General features: G+C 46.7%; 13 protein-coding genes and 1 pseudogene. 2 read left to right on the top strand and 12 right to left on the bottom strand.

Going from position 1 to position 21938, the window contains the following annotated elements; genetic code table 11:
• Window positions 1-137: 137 nt before the first annotated feature.
• Window positions 138-266 (bottom strand): hypothetical protein, encoded by a 129-nt coding sequence (locus tag O3642_RS08510; protein WP_003002006.1) that lies wholly within the window; start codon window positions 264-266, stop codon window positions 138-140.
• A gap of 111 nt (window positions 267-377) precedes the next feature.
• Between O3642_RS08510 and hslO the strand changes: the two genes are divergently transcribed.
• Both hslO and dusB read left to right on the top strand, forming a co-directional pair.
• Entirely contained in the window at window positions 378-1250 is an 873-nt protein-coding gene (hslO, locus tag O3642_RS08505) for an Hsp33 family molecular chaperone HslO (RefSeq protein ID WP_003002063.1), read from the top strand.
• Window positions 1237-2214 carry a tRNA dihydrouridine synthase DusB gene (gene dusB / locus O3642_RS08500; RefSeq protein WP_049471951.1) on the top strand — a complete coding sequence of 326 codons (978 nt, stop codon included), beginning with the start codon at window positions 1237-1239 and terminating at the stop codon, window positions 2212-2214. Before hslO ends, dusB begins: the two co-directional genes overlap by 14 nt.
• 193 nt (window positions 2215-2407) lie before the next feature.
• Here dusB and O3642_RS08495 read toward each other — a convergent pair whose 3' ends face one another.
• From O3642_RS08495 to O3642_RS08445, 11 genes and pseudogenes are all read right to left on the bottom strand, one after another.
• Entirely contained in the window at window positions 2408-3094 is a 687-nt protein-coding gene (locus tag O3642_RS08495) for a YoaK family protein (protein ID WP_320911108.1), read from the bottom strand.
• Between the two features lie 129 nt (window positions 3095-3223).
• Window positions 3224-4000, bottom strand: a complete 777-nt coding sequence (locus tag O3642_RS08490; RefSeq protein ID WP_371605792.1) for an NUDIX domain-containing protein — start codon at window positions 3998-4000, stop codon at window positions 3224-3226.
• Window positions 4001-4783, bottom strand: a complete 783-nt coding sequence (gene pnuC, locus O3642_RS08485) for a nicotinamide riboside transporter PnuC (RefSeq protein WP_371605791.1) — start codon at window positions 4781-4783, stop codon at window positions 4001-4003.
• 10 nt (window positions 4784-4793) lie between these two features.
• Window positions 4794-5855 (bottom strand): AAA family ATPase, encoded by a 1062-nt coding sequence (locus tag O3642_RS08480; protein WP_371605790.1) that lies wholly within the window; start codon window positions 5853-5855, stop codon window positions 4794-4796.
• 162 nt (window positions 5856-6017) lie between these two features.
• The gene (locus O3642_RS08475) at window positions 6018-6734 is read right to left on the bottom strand and encodes a hypothetical protein (protein WP_371605789.1); all 717 of its coding nucleotides are present in this window, start codon (window positions 6732-6734) and stop codon (window positions 6018-6020) included.
• Between the two features lie 176 nt (window positions 6735-6910).
• Window positions 6911-7318 (bottom strand): DUF4430 domain-containing protein, encoded by a 408-nt coding sequence (locus tag O3642_RS08470; RefSeq protein WP_371605788.1) that lies wholly within the window; start codon window positions 7316-7318, stop codon window positions 6911-6913.
• A complete protein-coding gene (locus O3642_RS08465; RefSeq protein ID WP_371605787.1) occupies window positions 7296-7784 on the bottom strand; it encodes an ECF transporter S component in 489 nt (162 codons plus the stop codon). Before O3642_RS08465 ends, O3642_RS08470 begins: the two co-directional genes overlap by 23 nt.
• 9 nt (window positions 7785-7793) lie before the next feature.
• Window positions 7794-10223, bottom strand: coding sequence for an ATP-dependent Clp protease ATP-binding subunit (locus O3642_RS08460; RefSeq protein WP_003002263.1), 2430 nt, complete (start codon window positions 10221-10223; stop codon window positions 7794-7796).
• Window positions 10224-10688, bottom strand: a complete 465-nt coding sequence (locus O3642_RS08455; protein ID WP_155172718.1) for a CtsR family transcriptional regulator — start codon at window positions 10686-10688, stop codon at window positions 10224-10226. It lies immediately after the preceding gene.
• Window positions 10689-11063: 375 nt separating this feature from the next.
• A pseudogene (locus O3642_RS08450) lies at window positions 11064-14765 on the bottom strand (alpha-L-fucosidase).
• A gap of 103 nt (window positions 14766-14868) precedes the next feature.
• On the bottom strand, window positions 14869-21723 hold the full coding sequence (locus O3642_RS08445; RefSeq protein WP_371605786.1) for an Ig-like domain-containing protein: 6855 nt from the start codon (window positions 21721-21723) through the stop codon (window positions 14869-14871).
• Window positions 21724-21938 lie beyond the last annotated feature (215 nt).

Here is a 21938-nt window from a genome sequence, read left to right as displayed (position 1 = left end):
ATTTGCTGTAAAATCATCCTCTAACAAGCAAATTTCAAACCTCTCCTGCATATAGCAGAGGAAATCTTCCCTTTTTCCCAAAAAGAATCATAGGCCGCGAATACAAGGCTAGTATCATCTGAACAAGTTCCAGCCAGTTACTGTTGGCTTCCATAGCCCACCATCTCAATCGCTTTAAAACTGCCTCGGGTTAAAAATTCATACGGAACCCCTAATGCATCAGCTACCGCCAAACCATAGACTGCCGCTTTCAAAGATTGGTTCATGCTAGCCTCCTTTGTTTTATTATACTATTTTTGGTCTTAAAATTCTTCTTAACCCCAAAAAACAAGCGCAGGCCTGCGCCTGTTTTTCTATTTTGTGTTAAAATAAAATGTATGGACAAAATTATCAAAACTATCTCAGAAAGTGGCTCTTTCCGTGCCTTTGTACTAGACAGTACAGAGACCGTGCGAGCAGCCCAAGAATACCATCAGACACAAGCAAGTTCAACAGTGGCCCTTGGGCGCACCCTGATCGCTAGTCAAATTCTCGCAGCCAATGAAAAGGGAAACACCAAGATAACAGTGAAAATTCTGGGCACTAGCTCACTTGGTGCTATCATCACTGTGGCAGATACTCAAGGAAACGTCAAAGGCTACGTGCAAAATCCTGGTGTGGATATCAAGAAAACAGCGACCGGTGAAGTCGTGGTCGGACCATTTGTCGGAAACGGGGAATTCCTAGTGATTACCGACTACGGCACAGGCAATCCTTATCATTCCATGACACCTCTCGTCACTGGAGAAATCGGTGAAGACCTAGCTTATTACTTGACTGAAAGCCAACAAACGCCATCTGCGGTTGGGCTCAATGTCCTCCTTGATGAAGAAGACAAGGTCAAGGTTGCCGGTGGTTTCTTGGTGCAGGTCTTGCCAAATGCCAAGGAAGAAGAAATTGCCAGCTTTGAAAAACGGATCCAAGAAATGCCGGCCATTTCTACCCTTTTAGCCTCTGACGACCATATTGAAGCCCTTCTTACTGCCATCTATGGTGACGAACCATACAAGCGTCTCTCAGAAGAAGAGATCCGCTTCCAGTGTGACTGTAGCAAGGAACGCTTCATGAATGCCTTGGCAAGCTTACCGGCTAATGACCTTCAAGAAATGAAGGACGAAGACCATGGCGCTGAAATCACTTGCCAATTCTGTCAGACAACCTACCACTTTGATGAAAACGACTTGGAGGAACTCATTCGTGACAAATCTTAATACACCTTTTATGATTGGGAACGTCGAGATCCCAAACCGGACGGTCCTCGCACCTATGGCCGGAGTGACCAACTCAGCTTTCCGGACCATTGCCAAAGAACTGGGGGCAGGGCTCGTTGTGATGGAAATGGTCTCTGACAAGGGAATCCAGTACAACAATGAAAAGACGCTTCACATGCTCCATATCGATGAAGGAGAAAATCCTGTATCGATCCAACTCTTTGGAAGTGACGAAGATAGCCTGGCACGCGCAGCTGAATTTATCCAAGAAAATACCAAGACCGATATCGTCGATATCAACATGGGTTGCCCGGTGAATAAAATCGTCAAGAACGAGGCTGGCGCCATGTGGCTCAAGGACCCAGACAAGATCTACTCCATCATCAATAAGGTTCAATCCGTCCTTGATATCCCCCTCACTGTTAAAATGCGGACGGGTTGGTCGGACCCTTCTCTAGCAGTTGAAAATGCGCTCGCTGCTGAAGCCGCGGGTGTCTCTGCCCTCGCCATGCATGGACGAACTCGGGAGCAAATGTATACGGGTCATGCGGACCTTGAGACCCTTCACAAGGTTGCACAAGCTCTGACTAAGATTCCATTTATCGCAAACGGAGATATCCGTACGGTTCAAGATGCCAAACAACGGATCGAAGAAGTCGGTGCCGATGCGGTCATGATTGGTCGCGCTGCTATGGGCAATCCTTATCTCTTCAACCAAATCAATCACTACTTTGAAACAGGAGAAATCCTGCCTGATTTGACTTTTGAAGACAAGATGAAGATTGCTTACGAACATTTGAAACGCTTGATCGATCTCAAAGGTGAGCACATTGCCGTTCGTGAATTCCGAGGGCTCGCCCCTCACTACCTCCGTGGTACCTCAGGTGCAGCCAAACTCCGCGGCGCCATCTCCCAAGCTAGCACTCTGGCTGAGATTGAAGAACTCTTACAATTAAAAGCATAGAAACACAAAAAGCAGAGAGTGGGACAGAAATCGGTAATTCGTTAGAATTCGATTTCGTCGTCCCACCTCCGCACAGTTGAGTAGGACTGTAAAAGCTGATGAAATCAGCGTAGTAGAGCCCACTCAACCACTGCGTCTTGCTCAACAATCCAAAAATAATTGAGAGGCTAGGACTTTTGTCCCAGCCTCGTTTTTATAGATTATCTGTCTGTAATCCGAGTTGTTTGACTCTGGCGGTGTAGTAGGTCATGATCAAAAAGAGGTTGGCTGTGATCAGCCAGATGGCCCATTGGTGAATGAAATGCATGAGGATGGCCACGCTAATCGCTCCCGCAACAAAGCTTCCAACAACAATCCCGTAATTCATGGCCTGACGCCGATACTCGTCCAAATCTCCCTTTCCTCGAGTGATTCGGTACAAGGCCGTCAGCATCTTGCGATAATTTCCGGAAGTCATAAAGATCACATAAGGGTGATTTTCGATGAGGCTTCCTGTAAAGGTCAACATCATCATCCCTGTCCCAAAAGCAATAAAGGGAACTTCTATAGGTGGTATGACAGACACCAAGGGAATCAGGAGTGTCACCACAAACAAAGGAATTAACATCTTGGTCCGCCAAAAGGCTGTCTTGCGATACTCTTTGATATGGAGGGCAACCAAAAAGCCGATCGAGAAAAATAGAATAGATGAAAAACGCATGATGGTATTTTCGACACGAGGATCGTGCCAATCAGCGATGAGAAGCAGGAGGTTTCCCGTTTGGGTCGCGACCAAACTCCGATAGTGCATGTGGCAAAAGACATCGAGGCCTCCTCCGATAAAACCAAGCAGAGCCCCCATCAATCGTGTATTTTGTGGTAAAATTATTTTTTCTTCCATAGTCTTGTCTCTTTTGATCTCAATTATGTTTATTATACCACTTTGCACACAAGTGGAGCAGGAAAAATCAGAAAAAGCCCTTCCGTTACTAAAAGTAAGGGAGGGCTGGTAGAATGAACCCCGCTCGATCTACTGTTTTAAGCGATAGGTCTTGCGTGGTTTTTTCTTAGGTACCCGCTTGACGCCCACTTCTTCTACGAATTCTCCGAATTTTACGAGGAAGTTATTGCTAACGATGGGACGTCCTGGATTGATCAAATTGACCAATTCGGTTGCTTCATAAACGGTGAAAGGCTCCTCTAACAGATAGAGGAAGGTTGGATTCCAGTCTAAACGCCCCTGAATCCGCTTGATCGATTCTTGAATGATTTGATAGTGGTCAAAGGCAAAATCAGAAACAGCTAAGGGTTCTCCATCGAGCAAACACTGGGATTTTTTGAAATCGACATCGAGAAAAACGACTTCCTTGGCATCGTCCCCTGCACAGGCTAAATCTACTGCTTCTGCTGGCAGATAGACCAGATGGGCGATGGTAATGACCCAGCCTCTGGGGTCCCGCCCAGGGGTGGAAACGGTCATGAGCTGCTCCACCTTATTCACTGGCAGATCGAGCCCGACTTCTTCTTTAACTTCTCGGATGCAGGCATGGGTCGCATCTTCATCCTTGTTCACAAAGCCCCCCACCAAGGCGAGGCGGTGTTGATAAGGGTGGGCCTTGCGGCGAATAGCTAAGAGCTTGAGCTTTCCTTCAACAAAACAGTAAGCTACCATGTCCGCTGTGACACTGGGGGTTTCATAAGTCGGCAGGTCTTGCTCCTTGTACCACTTGAGAAAGTCCGCTTCACTAGCGACCGTCTCAAAATACTCTTTCTCCGTCATTCCTGCTGGAATCGAGAGACTTGCCATCTAAGCCACCTCCTTCTTGAGGGCTTTGGTCCATTGGTACCAGCCCACTAAACTATTGAGCGTGTAGACCCAGTACATTCCTTGAATGTGAAGACTCTGATCCCACCAAAGATAGATACTAAAGACGTTGGTCGCAATCCAGAAGATCCATTGCTCCCGGTAAAGGCGGGTCATTAGGAGCTGACCGACCCCATTGGTCGCATCGGTGATACTATCGCGGAAAGGGCGAGCGCTATGGATGCTCTGATATGCAAAGCCCATACCGATCCAAATCACAGCACACAAGGCCAAGTAGCGCATCCACTCGATTAAGTTCAATTTCTTGGCTTCAAAGTGAGATTCTTCGATCTTACCTTGATCATTGATCCGATTAGAGAGCCAGACATAAAGGCCGATCGGTTGCATGATGAAGAAATAAAGTGTTGTCAGAACTTCCCCATAGAAGTTCTTATTGAGGGCTAAAACGAGGTAGATCGCTGAATTCACTGCTCCAAAGAGGTAGTTACTAGCACGCCCTTCGGCAACCAGGATGACGCAGACAATGCCTGTCCAAGAGGCAAACAGTCCCAGCCAATCATGCAGTCCTGTACGATTGGTCCATTCCAATAGGAAGGGAACGCTGGAAAGAAGCAGGAGATAGATCCATTGAAAGGCCGTGCGTCCTACAAAAAGGTCCTTCCATAGGAGTTTCATAATATTGACAAAGCCTTGCTTTTTCGCTTCTTGGTGAACATTTTTAAAGTCTTGGCTAAAAGTTTCGAATTTTTCAGATAGGTTTTTCATAAGCTGCTCCTTAGTCGGCTTGGTAGATGGCATCGATCACCTTCTTGGCTTCTTCGTAGTTGCCGAGATAGTCTGATGCGAGGAAAGTGGTCGGAATGTTCCCTAGGTATTGCTGGCGCAATTGGTCTAGGTAATTTGAAAAACTGGTACGGATCTCTTCGTCAGCCATGGTCATGTCTCGGAAACCATCATTGACATAAGAGCCGATCGGCTGGACAAAAAGGATCAAATCCCATTTTTCTTTGGAGAGAATACTGACAAAGAGGTTGTCGAAGGTATCAGTCATGCTGGTATCCTGACCTTCGACTTCCATATAGTAGTCGTAATAACCCTTGGTCACCAGGGAATTTGTATCTGCGATGACCAGGCCTCGATTGGCACTACTATCTATGAGCTTAGAAGTTTGATCATACTGTCCTAAGAGTAGGTAATAGTAATCTTTAGGCGTGAGCTCATCATCTCGAACATTGTTTTTTATCTGGTATTCACGGGCATACTCCAGACTAACAGGTGCATCGTAAAAGCGAGCCAAGTCCTTTGCAAGGGTCGTTTTCCCGTTGCTGGCGCTCCCCATGATCAAGACTTTTTTCGTGAACTGGCGACGGAAGGGCTGAGCGATGTATTTCCAGTATTTGCTTGGATTTTCCCGGATCATGGTAGCAGAGATTCCGAAGCGACGCTCTTCTAAGTGAACTTCAAACCCTCTAGCTTCCAACTCTTCCTTGTAAGCTTTCTCCCCTACATAAAAGATCAACTCTTCTGTCTCTGTTTGATACTGGATGATATCTAGGGCTGTTTGTAACCAAGGCTCCCACCCCAAAGGATAACGAGGAAGTTCTGTCTCATCTAACTTATAGACTTGGGTCAATTCATCATTTGAGAAGGCTTCGCGGATATAACGGAAGCGTTTTTGTAAAGTCAGTCCCACTTCTTCACCACGGTCCCCTTCATAACCGGAAACGATGACACGAACGCGATCACACTGACGCTTGGCCCGCTGGATCAGGTCAATATGCCCTTGATGAAGAGGCGCAAAGGTTCCAAAAACCAGGGCAATTCTTTCTTTTTTCATATGAACTCCTTTTTATAATTTTTTATAAATAGATTTTCTTTATGTTTTTATTATAAACTATATTTTCTGTCTGTCAATAGTTTTTTATAAAAAAATATATTTTTCTACAAATCAACAAAAAAATCTGAAAAGAGAAGCTTCTCCTTTCAGATCTTTCGAATCTTATTCACGAGTGAGGGAGTGGCTGACACCGTCTTTAAGAACTGTCACACTGGATACAGAGCCATCTTTTCCAACTACGATATCTAGAGTCGCTGCAGACCCATCGCCTGCTGAGAGATTAGCATGGTAATGACCATCATCCAAGGTATAGTTATACCCGCTGATACCATAGGCTATTGGTTGACCCCCAGGCAGTTGGATAGTCACTTGACCACCTTTGCCAATCGTCACACCTGTGTCACGTTTATCAGACCAGTTCCCAGCTGCTGCAGAGAAATCCCCTGCTGCTACAGAATAGACTCCCTTGTATTGGGCATTCTCCGTAGCAGAGACTTGTTGCTTAGCCTGGGCATGACCATCTTCTAGACTTGGCAATTTTGCTTTCGCTGGTGTTGCTGGAGCAGCTACTTCTTTTGTTGCCGATGCTCCTGATGTCTCTGCTTTTGCTGGAGCAGGAGTTTGACTAGCTGCATCTCGGTTGGTCTTGCTACCAACGCTATGGTTTTCTTCTGATTTGCTATCAGAGGACGAAGAGGCAATCGGATCCTTACTAGTAATTACTTTTTTCTTAGAAGAGGAGCTGGTTTGTTTGACTTGACTAGTCTTTGAACTGCTTGCTTCTGAAGTTTTTTCTTCTTTATTCCCGCCACAAGCTCCTAGGAAAAGAGTAGCTGTCAGGGCCAGGGCTGCTAAGGAAATGATTTTTTTGTTTTTCATAACAGAACCTCTATTTGTAATATTTGTAATATTTGTAATATTTTGTAACACTATTGTAACACTGCTGTGTGAGGCTGTCAATAGTTTCTCAAATAAAAAAGTGAAAGTTGTAAGAAGTTTTAGGTAAGTTCCTATACTTTAGCAGAAAATAAGTCGGACAAACTGTCCAGCTTTTCTTATTTATACACTTCTTGATAGAATTCGATCTTATCCCCTTTTTTAACGGTTGTTTCAGCAGCACCTTTTGGAGCCATTTCACCATTGATCTTGTACATCCAGTAAAGGCCTTTGGATTCATCTTGGCTGTGACCGTCAATCGAGGTGATCAGGCCATTTTTTTCTTCAATCTTGTAGTTGTCTTTGAGCACTTTCATAAGGTTGCTCTCTTCTGCTACTTTCAAGGTTTTTGATTGCGCTTTCTGACCTTCTGGCGTCACACTAATCGTAATCGAAATTTCGTTTTTCTTGGAAACTTCTGTGCTAGAAGCAGTTGTTTGATTGTTTGTGCTATGAGACGGAGCGCAACTCGCTAAAAGAAGAGCTGCAAATAAGGTCATCAAGCTAGAAATGGTTTTTTTCAACATAAAATCTCCTAAAGATTTGATAGATAATGGGATAGAAAGTGATCGTCGACAGAGCATGGGCAAGATTAAAACTAAAACCATTGACCAAAGCATAAGTCCACCAAGGAATATGGTACATCAAGGCATAAACACTATCGATCAAGACCCCATAAACAAAGGACAGTAGGCCCACAAAAAGGACCTGAAGGACAAAAGGCAACCACTTGTAACTGATACGCCAAATGAGCATCAAACAGCCAAAGGCGACAATCTGAAAGAACACAATCAGGCTCATCCCCAGGAAAAAGGCGGAGACAGACATGGTGATCATCATCACAAGAAAAGCAAAGCTATACCCTTCAAACATCACCAATAGAAAAAAGATGGCCGAAATAGGTTGGACATTTGGAAAAGGGGCAAAAGCCTGACGTAGAGCGACACAAAGGGCCGCCAAAAGCGAAATACGGGTTAATCGCTGAAGCGTCATGACGTCCTCCTAGACAATCTCAAACTTGATCGTTCCAGCTGTCGTTCCAACCTTGATCGTTTGCCCTTCTTGGGCTTGCCCTTTCAGCAATAGCTCTGCTAGTTGATCTTCCACTTCGGTCTGCAAGACACGACGGAGTGGGCGAGCTCCCATTTCTGGATCGTACCCTTTGGTTGCTAGCAACTTGAGCGCTGAAGGCTGGAATTTGAGGGTCATGCCTTGTTCAGCCAAGGTCGCGATGAGCGGTTTGACCATGACTTTCACCACCTGCTGCATGTCCTCGCTTGAGAGACTATGGAAGACCACCTTTTCATCAATCCGGTTGATAAACTCTGGACGATAGGTCTTCTTCAACTCTTCAAACATGCGTTTTTCCATATTGGCTTGGTCAAAGCGAATATCTTTGGCACCAAAGCCAACGGTCTTATCATCCCGAAGGGCTGTTGCTCCCAGGTTTGAGGTCATGATGATAATGGTATTGGAGAAGTCAATCTTCCGGCCTTTGCTATCGGTTAAGACTCCGTCATCCAAGACTTGCAAAAGGACATTGAAAATATCTGGGTGGGCTTTTTCCACCTCATCAAATAAGAGAACTGAATATGGTTTGTTGCGGACTTTCTCGGTCAACTCGCCTCCTTCTTCGTAGCCCACATAGCCTGGAGGGGCTCCGTTGAGGCGACTGGCCGCGAATTTTTCCATGTACTCACTCATATCAAAACGGATGAGGGCCGATTCATCATCAAACAGAACCTCCGCCAAAGCTTTGGCTAGCTCTGTTTTTCCGACACCGGTAGGTCCTAGGAACATGAAAGAACCGATCGGACGTTTATTGCTACGGATACCTGATTGATTGCGTCGAATAGCCCGACTGATACTCGAAACGGCTTGGTCTTGACCAATCACGCGCTTGTGCAATTCTGTTTCTAAGTTTAAGTACTTCTTGGCATCGGTTTGAGTCAGTTTTTGAGTTGGAATACCAGATAATTGGCTCAAGGTCACCAAGACATCTTGGTCAGTGACTTCTTTTTTGTAGACAATGGGAGCGGCCTCTACTTCTAAGAGTTGGGCTGCTTTCTTCCACTTGCCATCCATCAAAGCCCGGTCTAAGGCGGTCAACTCTTCTTTTACGTGACCATTGGAATCTCGGTTTTGTACAGTAGCTGCCGCTTCATCCAAGAGATCAATGGCTGAATCTGGCAATTGACGGCTGGTCAAATAGCGGTGGGCATATTTGACAGCTGTTTCGATCGCTTCATCGGTAATGGTCACATGATGGTGGTCCTGGTAGGTTTCTTTCAAGCCTTGGAGAATTTGGATGCTATCTGCAACACTTGGCTCTTCAATGGTGACTTTCGCAAAACGCCGAGAAAGGGCTGCATCTTTTTCGATATGCTTTTGGTACTCATCTTGGGTCGTCGCTCCAACTGTACGCAAGGTTCCTCGTGCTAGGGCTGGTTTTAGAATATTGGCTGCGTCTAAGGTCGAATCAATACCGGATCCTGACCCCATAATGGTATGCAGTTCATCGATAAAGAGAATCACGTGACCGTCTTCTTCGATGTCCTGGATGATATTGTTCATCCGTTCTTCAAAGTCCCCACGGAAGCGCGTCCCTGCAACGACATTCATGAGATCCAATTCAAGAACACGCATTTGCGCGATTTCAGCTGGAACATTGCCACTAGCGACACGCTGGGCCAGACCTAATGCAAGGGCGGTTTTTCCGACCCCTGCCTCTCCCACCAATACAGGATTGTTCTTCGTCTTGCGGCTGAGGATTTGGATCATGCGTGAAATCTCTGCATCCCGACCAATCACAGGCTCAAGCTGGCCTGCACGCGCCATTTCCGTCAAATCACGGGTATAATCTTCAAGACCTCCACTGGTGCTTGGGGGCATGCCCATCATATTTCCCATGGTTTGGCGGTTAGGATTTTGGGCCCGATAAAGGCTCCGAATGGCTTTGATATCATTCTTATCCCAGCCTGCCTTGTCCTCAAGATTCTTTCGAAGGGAGGCAATAGGAACTCCCTTGTCTTGCTCTGTAAAGGCAAAGCCGGCAAACTCCATGACTTGGCTCGCCAAGGTCCCACGGTCTGCTAGAAGAGAGAGGAGCACATGCTCTGTTCCCAAGGTCTTGGCATGAAGAACCTGGGCAATCTCCCTTGCGTGCTTCATAATGGCTTCCATCCGATAAGAAAATGGGAAGATTTCATACCGATTGTCGCTTTGAAAAGCTTGGCCTGTAATATGCTCCGCTGCATCCTGAAACTCATCGATCTGCATAGGATAATCGTTCAGTACAGAACCTGCCACGCTATAGGGATTATTGGCCATAGCCGTCAAGAGATGCCAAGTATCTAAGGTGTTCCCCTGATAGTGCCCTGCTAGTATTTGGGCCGCTTCTATACTTTCTAACAGTGCTGTTGAATAGTTCATCTAGTCGGTATTTCCTTTTCTATCTACTTGTTGAATGATTTTTTTCAGCATCGTTGCTCGTAGGATGAGAGCATCTCGACCTAGGACCTCATCGGAAGTTGTCGCAAGCAAGAGCTGAGTCTCACGTTTTGTCAATAATTTTTCTTCATAGAGCATCTGGAGGATATCATTAAAGACCTGCTGGCTGATGGCCTCTCCAATATTGGCTGCCAAGCCTTGGAGCATCTGATGGTGATCTGAAAACTGGACCTTGCCAATGCGGATATAGCCACCCCCACCGCGCTTACTTTCTACAATATAGCCTCGGCTTTCGGTAAAGCGGGTCTTAATGACATAGTTAATCTGACTGGGTACAACCTGAAAGACATCGGCTAACTCACTTCTTTTGAGCTCTGCCATGCCAGCTTGAGCCAGCAAGGCCTTGATATAAGCTTCAATGCTATCAGATGTGTTCTTATTTGCCATGATACTCCTTTCTGACTTGTTTTTTTCTAGATGGATGCTCTGCTCTTTGGTCCATAAAAAATGGCCTTGGAGTGTTCCTTCTCATCATTGACCTTATTTGACTATTATACAATTTTTACGGCTGTAAATAAAGCAAAGACTCTATGGAAATAGGAATCTCTTAAGGAAAGGAGAAAAAATAAAAGAGAGTGGGACAGAAATCGGTAATTCGTTAGAATTAGATTTCGTCGTCCCACCTCCGCACAGTTGAGTAGGGCTGTAAAAGCTGATGAAATCAGCGTAGTAGAGCCCACTCAACCACTGCGTCTTGCTCGACAATCCAAAAATAATTGAGAGGCTAGGACTTGTGTCCCAGCCTCTTATGCGAAGAATGAACTACTCTTTGCGACGAGCGAATTTGGCGCCTCCACCCAAGAATCCTAGACCAAGAAGGCCTAACCAAGCAAAGATACCACCTTCTTTTGTACCGGTTTGAGGTAGTTTTCCTTCCGATTGTAGAGAAGGACTTTCAACACCTTCTTTTTCCGGATGGTCTGGAGTCGAAACAGAAATTGCTTCTGGGGTCGTCTGTTGCAAGAGAACGGGTCTTTCTTTTTCTTTTTTGTCTTCAGCTTGAGAAAGAGTCATAACTTCTGGTTGCACCTTACTTGGAGTTACAGGAGTGGTTGGAGTCGGCATATCAGCTATCAACGGACTTTCTTCCGCTTCCTTCGTTCCGACTTCTGTGATCTGGTCCTGAGCCTCCACTTCGACAAAGGCATCGACTTCTGTCCGAATTTCTTTGCCTTCTTCTTGTCGAACCTCGATCAATTTCAGCCGGCGTCCGACCTTCCCTGCTTGAAGGATCCGGCTCTCGCCCTTGGCCAAGTCCTTGTTCTCACGCGTTTGACTCTCAAATGGAATCTCCTCTGCTTCGATGAGAAGCTCTGGCTTTTCAAGAATCAGATCTCGAACACCTTGATCTGGGCGTGTCTGCGTCAGGGGTTCATAATTGTGAGCATCTTCTAAGATGGTTTCAAGGGCTTCCACTTGATTAGCTGCAGCAACCAAATCTGGTCGCTCTTGATCCAACAACTGAGTCAAGTCCGTCAATTGTCCTTGAACAGTTGGTTTGAGATCTGCTTTCAAGCGATCGAGAGAAGTAGCCTTGATCTTTTCTACTCCTTCTCTGATGATCTGTTGCAGCTCTTCTTGACTGAGCAACTGGCTATCTTTCCCTGAGAGGATAAATCGGTCTACTTGGATAGCTCTAGATGACTGAGGATCATTGAGAGATGGATCCAGGTGCAAGCGTAGCTGGTGGTAGCCTTTTGCTAGACCTTGCAGATTGACCAAGCTCTGGTCTAGTTTGCGTTGGTCTCCATAGCCACTGAAGTAATGATCGCCTTCAATCTCATAGTCATGGCCACGACCTTCTTCGAAGGCCATTTCTTTTCCATCCAGGGTGACGCTGTAGAGACCATGACTTGGGTCGACTACTCCTCGAACCTCCACACCGGTGCCCTTAAAGGTAATGGTCACTTCAATGTGTTTCTTGCCTTCCTCATCGGTCACTTGGTTGAAACTAGACCAAGATTCTGTGCCATTTGAGAAGTTTGGATTGTCTGTCTCGTGGTGCCAACCCTCACTGTAATGCAGTTTTGGTTCTTGGTCATCCACTGCTTTGCGATTTTTTGGCAGCTAGTCCTCGTTCATCACTTGGACTGTCAGATCTGGAATAAAACCGACCAGGCTTCCCTGATCTGGATGCAACAATTTGACCTTAAAGTCATAGACATCGTTCGCTTTTCCAACAAAATCAAGGGTTGGGACTTGGACTGTTTTTTCCGTTTCGCCATCTGCGAACTCAAGGGTGACGTTGGTATCTTTGTAGACCTTGCCATGAACCCCTGTTCCTGGTTCTGTGATCAATTTAAGACTGGCACTTCCTTTATAGCCACCTTTTCTCTTGACGACGACTTGCGCTGGGTCGCCTTTTTTAACAGCTAGGGTTGGCTGAGAAAACTCAAAGAGACCCTTTTCTTGGTTATTGAGGGCATAAATCCCTTCCGTTGCGATCGCATCTCCCTTGCTATTGACCAAGGTCAAAGTGTGAGATCCTGCTGCCAAGTCCGGTGTTTCATAGACCTTTTGGCTACGGTTGCGGGTTGGGCTTTGGGTATTGACCGTCGCTAGCTTTTGGCCATCGACATAGATATCCATTTCCCCATGACCAGGGTCGACGGTTGCGACCACATAGGCCTTGGTGCCCTCAAACTGATAGGTTACGGAAGCTCCCTTTTCCTTGGTCCACATAGAGGTGCCTCGAACGCCTTCTCCCTCTTCATTCCATTGGCCATTGGCCCGCTCAGCTGTCCGATCAGAATAATAGGTCAAACCAAGCGGATAGCCATCGGTTTCTTCAATGCTAGCTGGCGTCTTATAGACAGAGACACCGTTCAAGATTGGAGTAGCTTGGGCATCGGTGATGGACACCCGGATATAGCGACTATCAACCGGTTGCCCTTTGATCAAACGGCGGTATCCTACGGTTGAGCCAGCCCCATAAGGAACCCATTGGCCATTCACTGCCACATCAATGGTGAAAGCAGAAATCCGTTGGCCTTTCTCGATCGTTTCCTTGAGCTCTACCACATCAAAGTGTTGCTCTTTTCCAAGATCGAGGACAAAAGAACCGTTCTTGGCATCATCAGCGGGGGCCCAACTGGTCTTTTCATCGCCATCTGTCAAATGGCTGGCCTTGTAGAGCGGATTGCATCGTGTCGATTCAGCTTCGACCAAAGCTCCTGTCGCATAGTCCACACTGTAGAGTTGGTCCAAGGTCTGACGGAATTCTTTCAAACGGGCCACATCGGCATCCGCAAATTTCCCATCTTGATTGGGTGGAATATTGAGCAAAAGCGGGGTTCCACGGCCGACCGATTTGAAGTAAATGTCCATCAATTCGCGCAAGGACTTAGGCTCTTGATTGTCATGGTAGAACCAGCCGGAGCGAATAGAGACATCGGCTTCTCCCACTGAGTATTGCTTCCCTTCCGGATCCCCGTGATTGAGGTAGCTATTAGATGGATTGTTGCGGATCTTATCTGGATTGACCTTTTGCCAAACCGGATCTCCGGCAATCCCCTTTTCATTTCCAATCCAACGAACATTGGTCGGCTCAGCAGAGAAGATAGCAATATCCCCTTGGGCCTTGCGAATGGCTTCAAACCACTTGTCAAAGGTATAGGTGACCTTTTGAGCCCCATCGCCACGCGCTCCATCCATCCAGACTTCTACGAACTTGCCCTTATTACCATATTTTGGATCTTCAAGGATTTCCTTAAGCTGGTTGAGATAGTATTCGTTGTATTGGTCCTCTGTATCCACATGGTAGAGTGGGCTGTGAGCATCCCAAGGCGAGAGGTAGACCCCCATGTCCATGTCATACTTGCTGGCAGAAGCAGAAACCTCGGCTAGGATATCACCTTTTCCATCCTTCCAACCACTTTTGGCAATGGTATGGTCGGTGTATTTGGAAGGGTACAAGAGGAAGCCATCGTGGTGCTTGACGACCATGATCGTCCGTTTAAAGCCAGTATCCTTCAGGGTTTTGATCCACTGATCGGTATCCAGATGCTCTGGATAAAAATAATAAGGATCTTCTTGCCCATCTCCCCACTCACGATCGTAGTAAGTATTCATCCCAAAGTGGATGAAAGCCGCTAGTTCTTCGCGGTGGTATTGCCTTTGGGCCTTGCTTGGAAGCGGTCCGTAATCCGCAATCTCAGACTCCTCATCTAGAGAAGCGACTGGTTGGGTTGCTTCTGTCCCTTGGCCAACTGTGCGATTTTCTTTCTCACTAGTAGCTGGTGAGGGCTGTTCTGATTCTTCTTGGTGCTCGTTCATAGTTTTCTCCTCCTTTCCTTGATGATCGACATCGCTCGTTTCAACCCGTTCTTCACGTGGTTCACTATTCTCAGCTTATTCCTCTGCGTAACTGGTAGTGACACCTAAAAAACAAGTCGCTACGACTACCGAGCAGACGCCTACTGAGAGTTTACGAATGCCAATCTTATCAAATAATCTTTTTCCCATATTCTATTCCTTTATGTCACCAGGTAAAGAGGGTGGGGCTTCCCCATCCTCCTTCTTTTACCTGTGAACTTTTCACCGTTTTTTGCTAGTTTCTCTAGCTGTTTTACTTGGCCTTATTGGCTCTTTTTTTCTGATCGTCCAGCACAGCACTGGCAAGGCCTGCCGCTAGGATTCCAGCAACGAGGCTTGCGACGCTTTCTTCCATTCCTGTATTTGGTAATCTATCTTCGGAAACTGGAGCAGCTGAAACTGTTGGTGTTTGAGCTGTTTTCTCGACTTCCTTCCCTGCTACATCTATTCCTTCCTGACGCACTGCTTTGACCTCAAGAGATGCTTGAGGAGTTGCGGCAGCTACTGGTCTTTCTGAGGCATGAGGATGTTCTGAGTTCGGAAGCGGGTGTGGTTGTGGTTCTGGTTGTGGTCGTGGCTGAGGTGCTGGCTGTGGCTCTGGTTGTGGTTCTGGCTGTGGCTGCGGCTCTGGTTGTGGAGTGTCTGGAAGTACTTCTTTCGTGCCCACCTCTGTGATTTCTGCCACTGGATCTAGCTCTACAAAGGCATCCAGTTCCTTCCGGCTTTCCACACCATTTTCTTGAGAAACTTCCACCAAGCGCAATTTGCGGCCTTTTTGACCTTCTTGAACCACACGTTTCTCACCTTTTGGAAGATCCGCATTTGGACGTTCTAAGCGTTCAAAGTCCATCTCTTCTGGCTCAATCACCAACTCTGGTTTGGTATGAACCAGATTCTTAACCCCTTCTTCAGGAATGGCTGAGCCTGTAGGTGCTTTTGCGGATAGAGAAAGTTGATATACTTTTTCGAGCTTGCCATCTTCTGAGACAACCTTGACAAGAACCGGAGCATTGGCACTTTTAGCATCGATGACCGTAACGGCTGTTCCATTCTTGCCTTGTGCTGAAACGATTGGACGTTCTCCCTCATACTCTAGATGATAATTTGTCACATCTGGTTTAAAACCTTCTAGGTCTTTGCCATTCACTTGGATCGTAACATCAGTTGTTGCCTGGGCCTCTTCTGTTGGGGCATAGGCGCTCAATTCAATGATTCCAATTCCTTTAAGATTTTCGTCACGGACCATTCTTAAACGGATGGCTTTCGTTCTGGTTTCGTTGAAGCTGAGGTTAGAGATATAACCAGGCTCAAATGCATAATCCAAGCTGTAAGGAATTTCTTCCCAGTTAGAGGACTGGTTAAATGGATGATCTGGAAGATTCTTCAGATTGCCATAATCATCCGGAACATCAAAGTCTGGACCAATATAGCGTTCAAGAACCGTTTTCGTTGGCAGACCTGTTTCCTGATCTGCAAAGAAGTCGACCGCTACTTTATTGACCAAACGCTCTGTTACTTGACCATTTTTCTTGAAGATGAGACCAGCAAAGGCTTCGGTTTGATCCGGTTCCCTCTTCCAGTTGGTCCAACGGTAGTACTCGTTGTAGCCACCATCGTTGATGTAATCGATATAATCGATTTGATTTGGATCGAGATCATTGGTTTCACTAGCAAATGCTCTTGTATCTTCTGCATTGTAGTCACGGTTCACAGAGAGGTTTTCTCCTGTCTTTTCTGACACCCGGACGGTCAGCTGAGCTGTCAGATCATAGCCAAGGACTTTTCCTTCTAGCGTGAAGCTACCTTCGTGAGAAAGCGCATCAGCTGGTAGAGCCTGCCAGTCCACCGTCAGTTCCTTGCGTTCGTAACCTGTGTCCCCTTGGAAGTAGACACCTACGGTAGATGGTAGAACCAGATCTTGACCGACTTTCACAAAGCGGCTACCTGCTTCCACTGCTACTGGAGCAGCTTGTTTCAGTTTTTCTGCATCGCTTGTGAGATGGAGGCGGTATTCTTGTAAGATAGTACCATCTTCTGCTTTATGGATGACACGGATTGGCTCACCTTCATGGACGCTTGGTACAACCGTTGCAAGACCGTGATGGCTGGCTGTCGCTTCCACTTGTGGATAAGCCCGATCACGCGCATCGATGTAGTAATCGGTCACACTTGGGTTGACACCTGGCAATACATCGCCATTGACGCGAATGGTCACCTGGCTCTTTTCTTCTGCTGCAACCTTATTGGCAAAGATCTGAATCTCTGAAATAGAACTTCCACGCTTGCCTTCTGGTGTCTTCATGCGGATACGAACGGCATAGGTGTCGACTTTATCAAAACTGAAATGATTCATCTTGCCAGCTGCTACCGGTTCTTCAACGGTTAGGTTGCTGACTTCTTTCCAGTTGGCTGGATTGTTAAATGGATGGTCTGTTTCGTCTTTGACGCGATTTGGATTGCTTGGAACAGTTGGGATTTGTTCCCCTGTATAGTACTCAATCACATACTCACTTGGAGCCCCAACGCCGTGGTCTTCATGGAAACCAACATGGAGGTTGTCCACTGCTCGCTTGGTCAAGATACCAGAATCTCCAAACAAGATACCAACAGAATCTTCCGCATTGTCACGGCCCCAGTTGGTCCAACGGTTAGCTGGAGCATCGGTAAAGGAGATGACCTTATCATTGACCTTAGCAACTGGATCCGCATCGTTAGAGTCACTTGCAAAGGCGAGTGGCAAGACTGATCCTGTCCATTGCTCTGCTACATTGGCTCCCTTGACTGTGGTGCTAGAAACACGAATATGAAGACGGGTTGGAAGGTTGGTTCCTTCTACACGACCGGCTAGGACAACTTCTCCTTCTTGGGCCAAGAGTTGCGGATCGACCGCATCCCAGGCCACCTTGGCAGCATAGGTCTTGCCATTGGAGTGATAAGTCCGCACGCTTTCTGGAAGGGCTGGTTTTTCACCAACTGGCGTTGTCGTGCTGACTTCTTCTACAGCGATAATGCCTTCAACCGTTACTTGAGCTTGGGCTTCTTTTTCCACACCCTCTACATGACCTGTGACTGTAAAGCTATGATAATCCTTGACTTGATCTGCGGTTACGGCATCCCAGGTCACACGTTTTTCTTTCGGGAATCCCTTATCATACTCGACCAAGACGGTCTCTGGAAGAGCTGGCAAAACGTTTCGATCGGTGCTGATCCGTACAGGACGCACCTTGACAACTGTCTTTTCTTCTGGATTTGGCGTGATGGTAAAGGTTAATTCCCCTGTTTGTCCTTGGAAGCTAGCTTGTAAATGAATCAATCCTGCTTCCCGTAGTTCCAAACCTTTCTTGCTTGCGACCGCTTTTCCTTGACTACCAGCTCTTGTCTTCACATCGATTTGATCTGCTTTGAAACTTGCCTGGCTACCATCTTGGTAATGGGCAATGACTTCAAGTGGTACCGTTTGGTCTTCCTTGAGTTCCTGTCCTTCTGGCAGACGCAATTCTAGGCGCTGGATCTGTGGACTTTCTTCTTGGAATTGGACCACATAGGTCTGGACAGCTCCCGTATCCTGAGCAGCCACAAAGATTTGAGCCTTCAAACCATTTTCGCGGCTAGCTTGTAGGACCGTCACTTGGGCATTTTCTGCACTTGCTGTGACTTGACCAGGCTCTTGCCCATAAGCCAGCGGACGGAAAATAGTATGATTGCCACTACCAAATTTTGGAAGGGCTACCCCATCTAGCTGCACAGTTGGTTTCTTAGCCTTGCTGACTGTTCCACCTGCAACCACTAGCGTCGCTTGGACGGCTTCCCCATTGCCTAGGAGACCTGTCGCCTTCAAGCGAGCACCTGGTGTGGACAACTGATCTTCTTGACCAGCTTCCAAGGTCCATTGATCAACTTCATAGCTAACTGTTCGGCCATCTGTGAAGACCAATTGCACAGTCTTATCCACTGTCGCTAGATCTGCTCCCTGTGGGATTTGTTTGATAACTGGAAGGACTTGCTCCACACCGATCACATCGACCAGAGCTTCGACCGTCCGTCCTTGAACATGACCTGTCACCCGGACTTGGCCAGCACGACTATAGTCTGCTGCATCCCATTCAACGGCTTCTTCTTGGGCCTTGCCATCACTATAAACAACAGATACGTGACTTGGAAGTTCAGGATTTTGTCCCAAGTACACTTGAGTTCGAACCGGTTCGACTCCCAAGACAGAGCGTTCTTCCTGGTCCTTCTTACCAGTAAAGAGGCTGACTTGGTCTGACTGCAAGCGGTCTGAGTCTGCATACAGGGTAAAGGCACCTGCTTGCTCCGTTGATTTGACAATGACAACCCCTTTGCCGTTAAAGGCCCGACGTTGCCATGAGCCATCTTCCTGCGCTTTGTAGCGTTCCCGGCTGGCTTGTTCCCCATTATCGACACCGACAATTTGACCTTGTCCATGCAGATGGAAATGCACCAAGTTATTGGCAGTTGGGACCACACGACCTTCTTCATCGACGATTTCATAGGTAATATAGGTCAGATCCTTGCCGTCTGCTGCAATGGCGTGTTCTTCTTTCAACAGACGAACACCGGCTGGCTTCCCAGCTGTTTTAATCTGATCGCGGGCAATCACTTCTCCTGCTTCGTTGCGGGCAATAGCTTCCACCTTGCCTGGTACATAAGGGACTAACCACTCTAGATAGAGTTCATCCGGATTTGCCCCTTCTTGGTAGGTCCGGCCATCTGCTGTGGTCTTCTTAGTAAAGGTCTTGACTCCTTGTGATTTCCCATTGACAATCAATTCCACACTGCGGGCATTGGAGAAGGCACGAACAGGGATCCGTCCTTCTTCATCCATGACACGATTGGCTAATTCTGGATTGTCCCAGTTCCAATGTGGTAAGAGATGCACCATTGGATGTTTCTCAGCCGATACCCATTGACTTTGGTAAAGGTAAAAATCATTCTTTAGAAGGCCGGCAGTATCTACAATACCGAAATAAGAACTTTTCACAGGTGTATCATTTTGGTTGTGCCATGGGGTTGGCTCACCGATATAGTCCGTACCGGTCCAGATAAATTGTCCTGCATAGCCGGCATGATCACGGTCAAAGGTCCAAGAGGCGGTTGCTGTCCGACCCCAACCAACCCGGTCATTGCCGTAGTCTGATTGTTCATAATGGCGGTCTTCTTGGTTGCTGCCGACCCATTCTCTTTCAGGATGATAGTATGAGCCCCGTGTCCGCGTTGCAGAAGAGGTTTCTGATCCATAAATGAGCCAGTTTGGATGTTTGGCCCGTAAGCTTTCATAGTTGGCTTCTGAATAGTTAAATCCAACCGCATCGAGCTCTGCTGCTACCTTTTCATGGCCTCCTGATCCATCACCAAAGCGGAATTTATCAGCTCCCATGGTGACATAGCGGGTTGCATCCACGTCCTTGATGGTCTTGACCAAGCGACGAACAGTTGCGACAGATTTGTCTGAACCATCTGCTTCACCGACTTCGTTACCGATTGACCACATGACAATGGCTGGATTGTTCTTGTCCCGCTCTACCATGGTCCGTAGATCGTAATCTGACCAAGTATCCCCCTTACGAGCTTCTGGGTGAGTGGCATCTTTTTCAAAGAAACGACCATAATCGTATTGCTTCTTGCCACCATACCAGGTATCAAAAGCTTCTTCTTGGACCATCAAGCCCAACTCAGCCGCAATTTTTAAGGTTTGTTCACTCGCTGGGTTGTGGGTCGTCCGGATCGCATTGACTCCCATGTCCTTCATCTGTTTGAGACGACGGTATTCAGCCTTGTAGTTTTCCTCAGCTCCAAGAGCCCCGTGGTCATGGTGAAGGGATACCCCGTGGAATTTCGTCGCCACCCCATTGAGGAAGAAGCCACCTTCTGGCGTCCAGTTGAGATAGCGATAACCAAAGCGTTCCTTTTGCACATCCACTAACTGCGAATCCCGATAAACCCGCGTATACAAGGTATAGAGAGCTGGATGATCCGTTTTCACATCCCAGAGGGTTGGTTTTTCAACATGGAGGGTTTGAGATAGGTTGATCTCTTGACCAGCTAAAACATCTTGTGCCTCACTGCGCGTTTTTTCGCTCACCACTTGGCCATTTTGATCGACAATTTCATATTCCGCATAAATACTATGAGCTTGATCATCTTGGTTGACAATGCGGCTCTTCACCACTGTATCCACTGCCCCATTTTGCTGTTTTTCCAACTGAGGGGTCGTAATCGTAGTCCCATACTGCGCTAAATGAACCTTGTCCGTTACACTCAGCTTAACATCCCGGTAAATCCCACTACCAGAATACCAACGGCTACTTGGTTGTTGATTGACCACATGAACGGCGATGGTATTCTCGCTTCCATCCGCATTCAAATAAGGAGTAATATCATAAGAAAAGGCATTGTAGCCATTTGGATAATGACCAACGAATTGTCCGTTCACATAGACTTTGGAATCCATATAAACCCCGCCAAATTCCAAGCGGACCTTCTTATCTAGATCCTTGTCGTCCAAACGGAAAGTTTTACGATACCAAGCATCCCCTCCGTTTAATTGCCCCCCTTCATTTTGAGCAGGAGAGTTGTGATCGAAATCAAAGAAAATAGACCAGTCATGAGGAAGATCTAATTTTTTCCAATCCTTGACATCCACTTGACGCCCTTCTGCACCAGGAGCCGCATTTAATTTAAAATACCAATCTTTATTAAAATCACGTTCTCGATCTTGCACAATATCCTCCGCTACACGATTTTGATCTGGAGCAGCTGTTTCTTCCGTTCCCGTAGCACGCTCAGATGAAGCTGAAACGGGCTGGCCTTCGCCTTGAGGCGCTGGCTTTTCCTCAGCTCTGGTAGGGGTGATGACAGCTGGAGCTTCTGAAACCCTTGCACCAGCTTCAGGAACTTCCGCTTCTGAATTTTCCGTCACAACACTTGGTGTCTCCATCGAAGTCGGTTCACTTTCAAGGGCTGGCTTTTCTTCCGCATGGACCCTTGAAAGACCCAAGGCAGAAATCCCAATCACAACAGAACAAGCTCCAACTGAGAGCTTACGAATACTAAAAACAGGACGCTTTTCAAAAAAAGACTTTCCCATAAAAACCTCCTCTTAGGATTAACTATTCAATTTGTAAGCGCTTTCTTATACCTGCGAACGCTTACAGAAAATCACATATTAACTATACCAAAAAAATAGGAGCGATAGGCCTCGATTTCGCTCCAACTATAGTTAGATTAAGAACTCCTTTAATTAGTGGAAATCTCCTACAAAGCAAAAAAATAGAAGCCAATGGCTTCTATTTTTTTTATGAT

Origin of the sequence: Streptococcus sp. 27098_8_66 (assembly GCF_041431945.1) — a bacterium.
GTDB classification, from domain to species: Bacteria; Bacillota; Bacilli; order Lactobacillales; family Streptococcaceae; genus Streptococcus; species Streptococcus dentalis.
The sequence above is the reverse complement of the archived record's forward strand: the minus strand, read 5'-3'. Positions and strand labels throughout refer to the sequence as shown.

Coding starts and splice junctions, on each gene's coding strand:
- O3642_RS08475 (WP_371605789.1), bottom strand. CDS start 6,734: ATGAAAAACAAAAAAATCATTTCCTTAGCAGCCCTGGCCCTGACAGCT.
- O3642_RS08445 (WP_371605786.1), bottom strand. CDS start 21,723: ATGGGAAAGTCTTTTTTTGAAAAGCGTCCTGTTTTTAGTATTCGTAAG.
- O3642_RS08470 (WP_371605788.1), bottom strand. CDS start 7,318: ATGTTGAAAAAAACCATTTCTAGCTTGATGACCTTATTTGCAGCTCTT.
- O3642_RS08480 (WP_371605790.1), bottom strand. CDS start 5,855: ATGAAAAAAGAAAGAATTGCCCTGGTTTTTGGAACCTTTGCGCCTCTT.
- O3642_RS08460 (WP_003002263.1), bottom strand. CDS start 10,223: ATGAACTATTCAACAGCACTGTTAGAAAGTATAGAAGCGGCCCAAATA.
- O3642_RS08510 (WP_003002006.1), bottom strand. CDS start 266: ATGAACCAATCTTTGAAAGCGGCAGTCTATGGTTTGGCGGTAGCTGAT.
- O3642_RS08465 (WP_371605787.1), bottom strand. CDS start 7,784: ATGACGCTTCAGCGATTAACCCGTATTTCGCTTTTGGCGGCCCTTTGT.
- O3642_RS08495 (WP_320911108.1), bottom strand. CDS start 3,094: ATGGAAGAAAAAATAATTTTACCACAAAATACACGATTGATGGGGGCT.
- O3642_RS08490 (WP_371605792.1), bottom strand. CDS start 4,000: ATGGCAAGTCTCTCGATTCCAGCAGGAATGACGGAGAAAGAGTATTTT.
- hslO (WP_003002063.1), top strand. CDS start 378: ATGGACAAAATTATCAAAACTATCTCAGAAAGTGGCTCTTTCCGTGCC.
- pnuC (WP_371605791.1), bottom strand. CDS start 4,783: ATGAAAAACCTATCTGAAAAATTCGAAACTTTTAGCCAAGACTTTAAA.
- O3642_RS08455 (WP_155172718.1), bottom strand. CDS start 10,688: ATGGCAAATAAGAACACATCTGATAGCATTGAAGCTTATATCAAGGCC.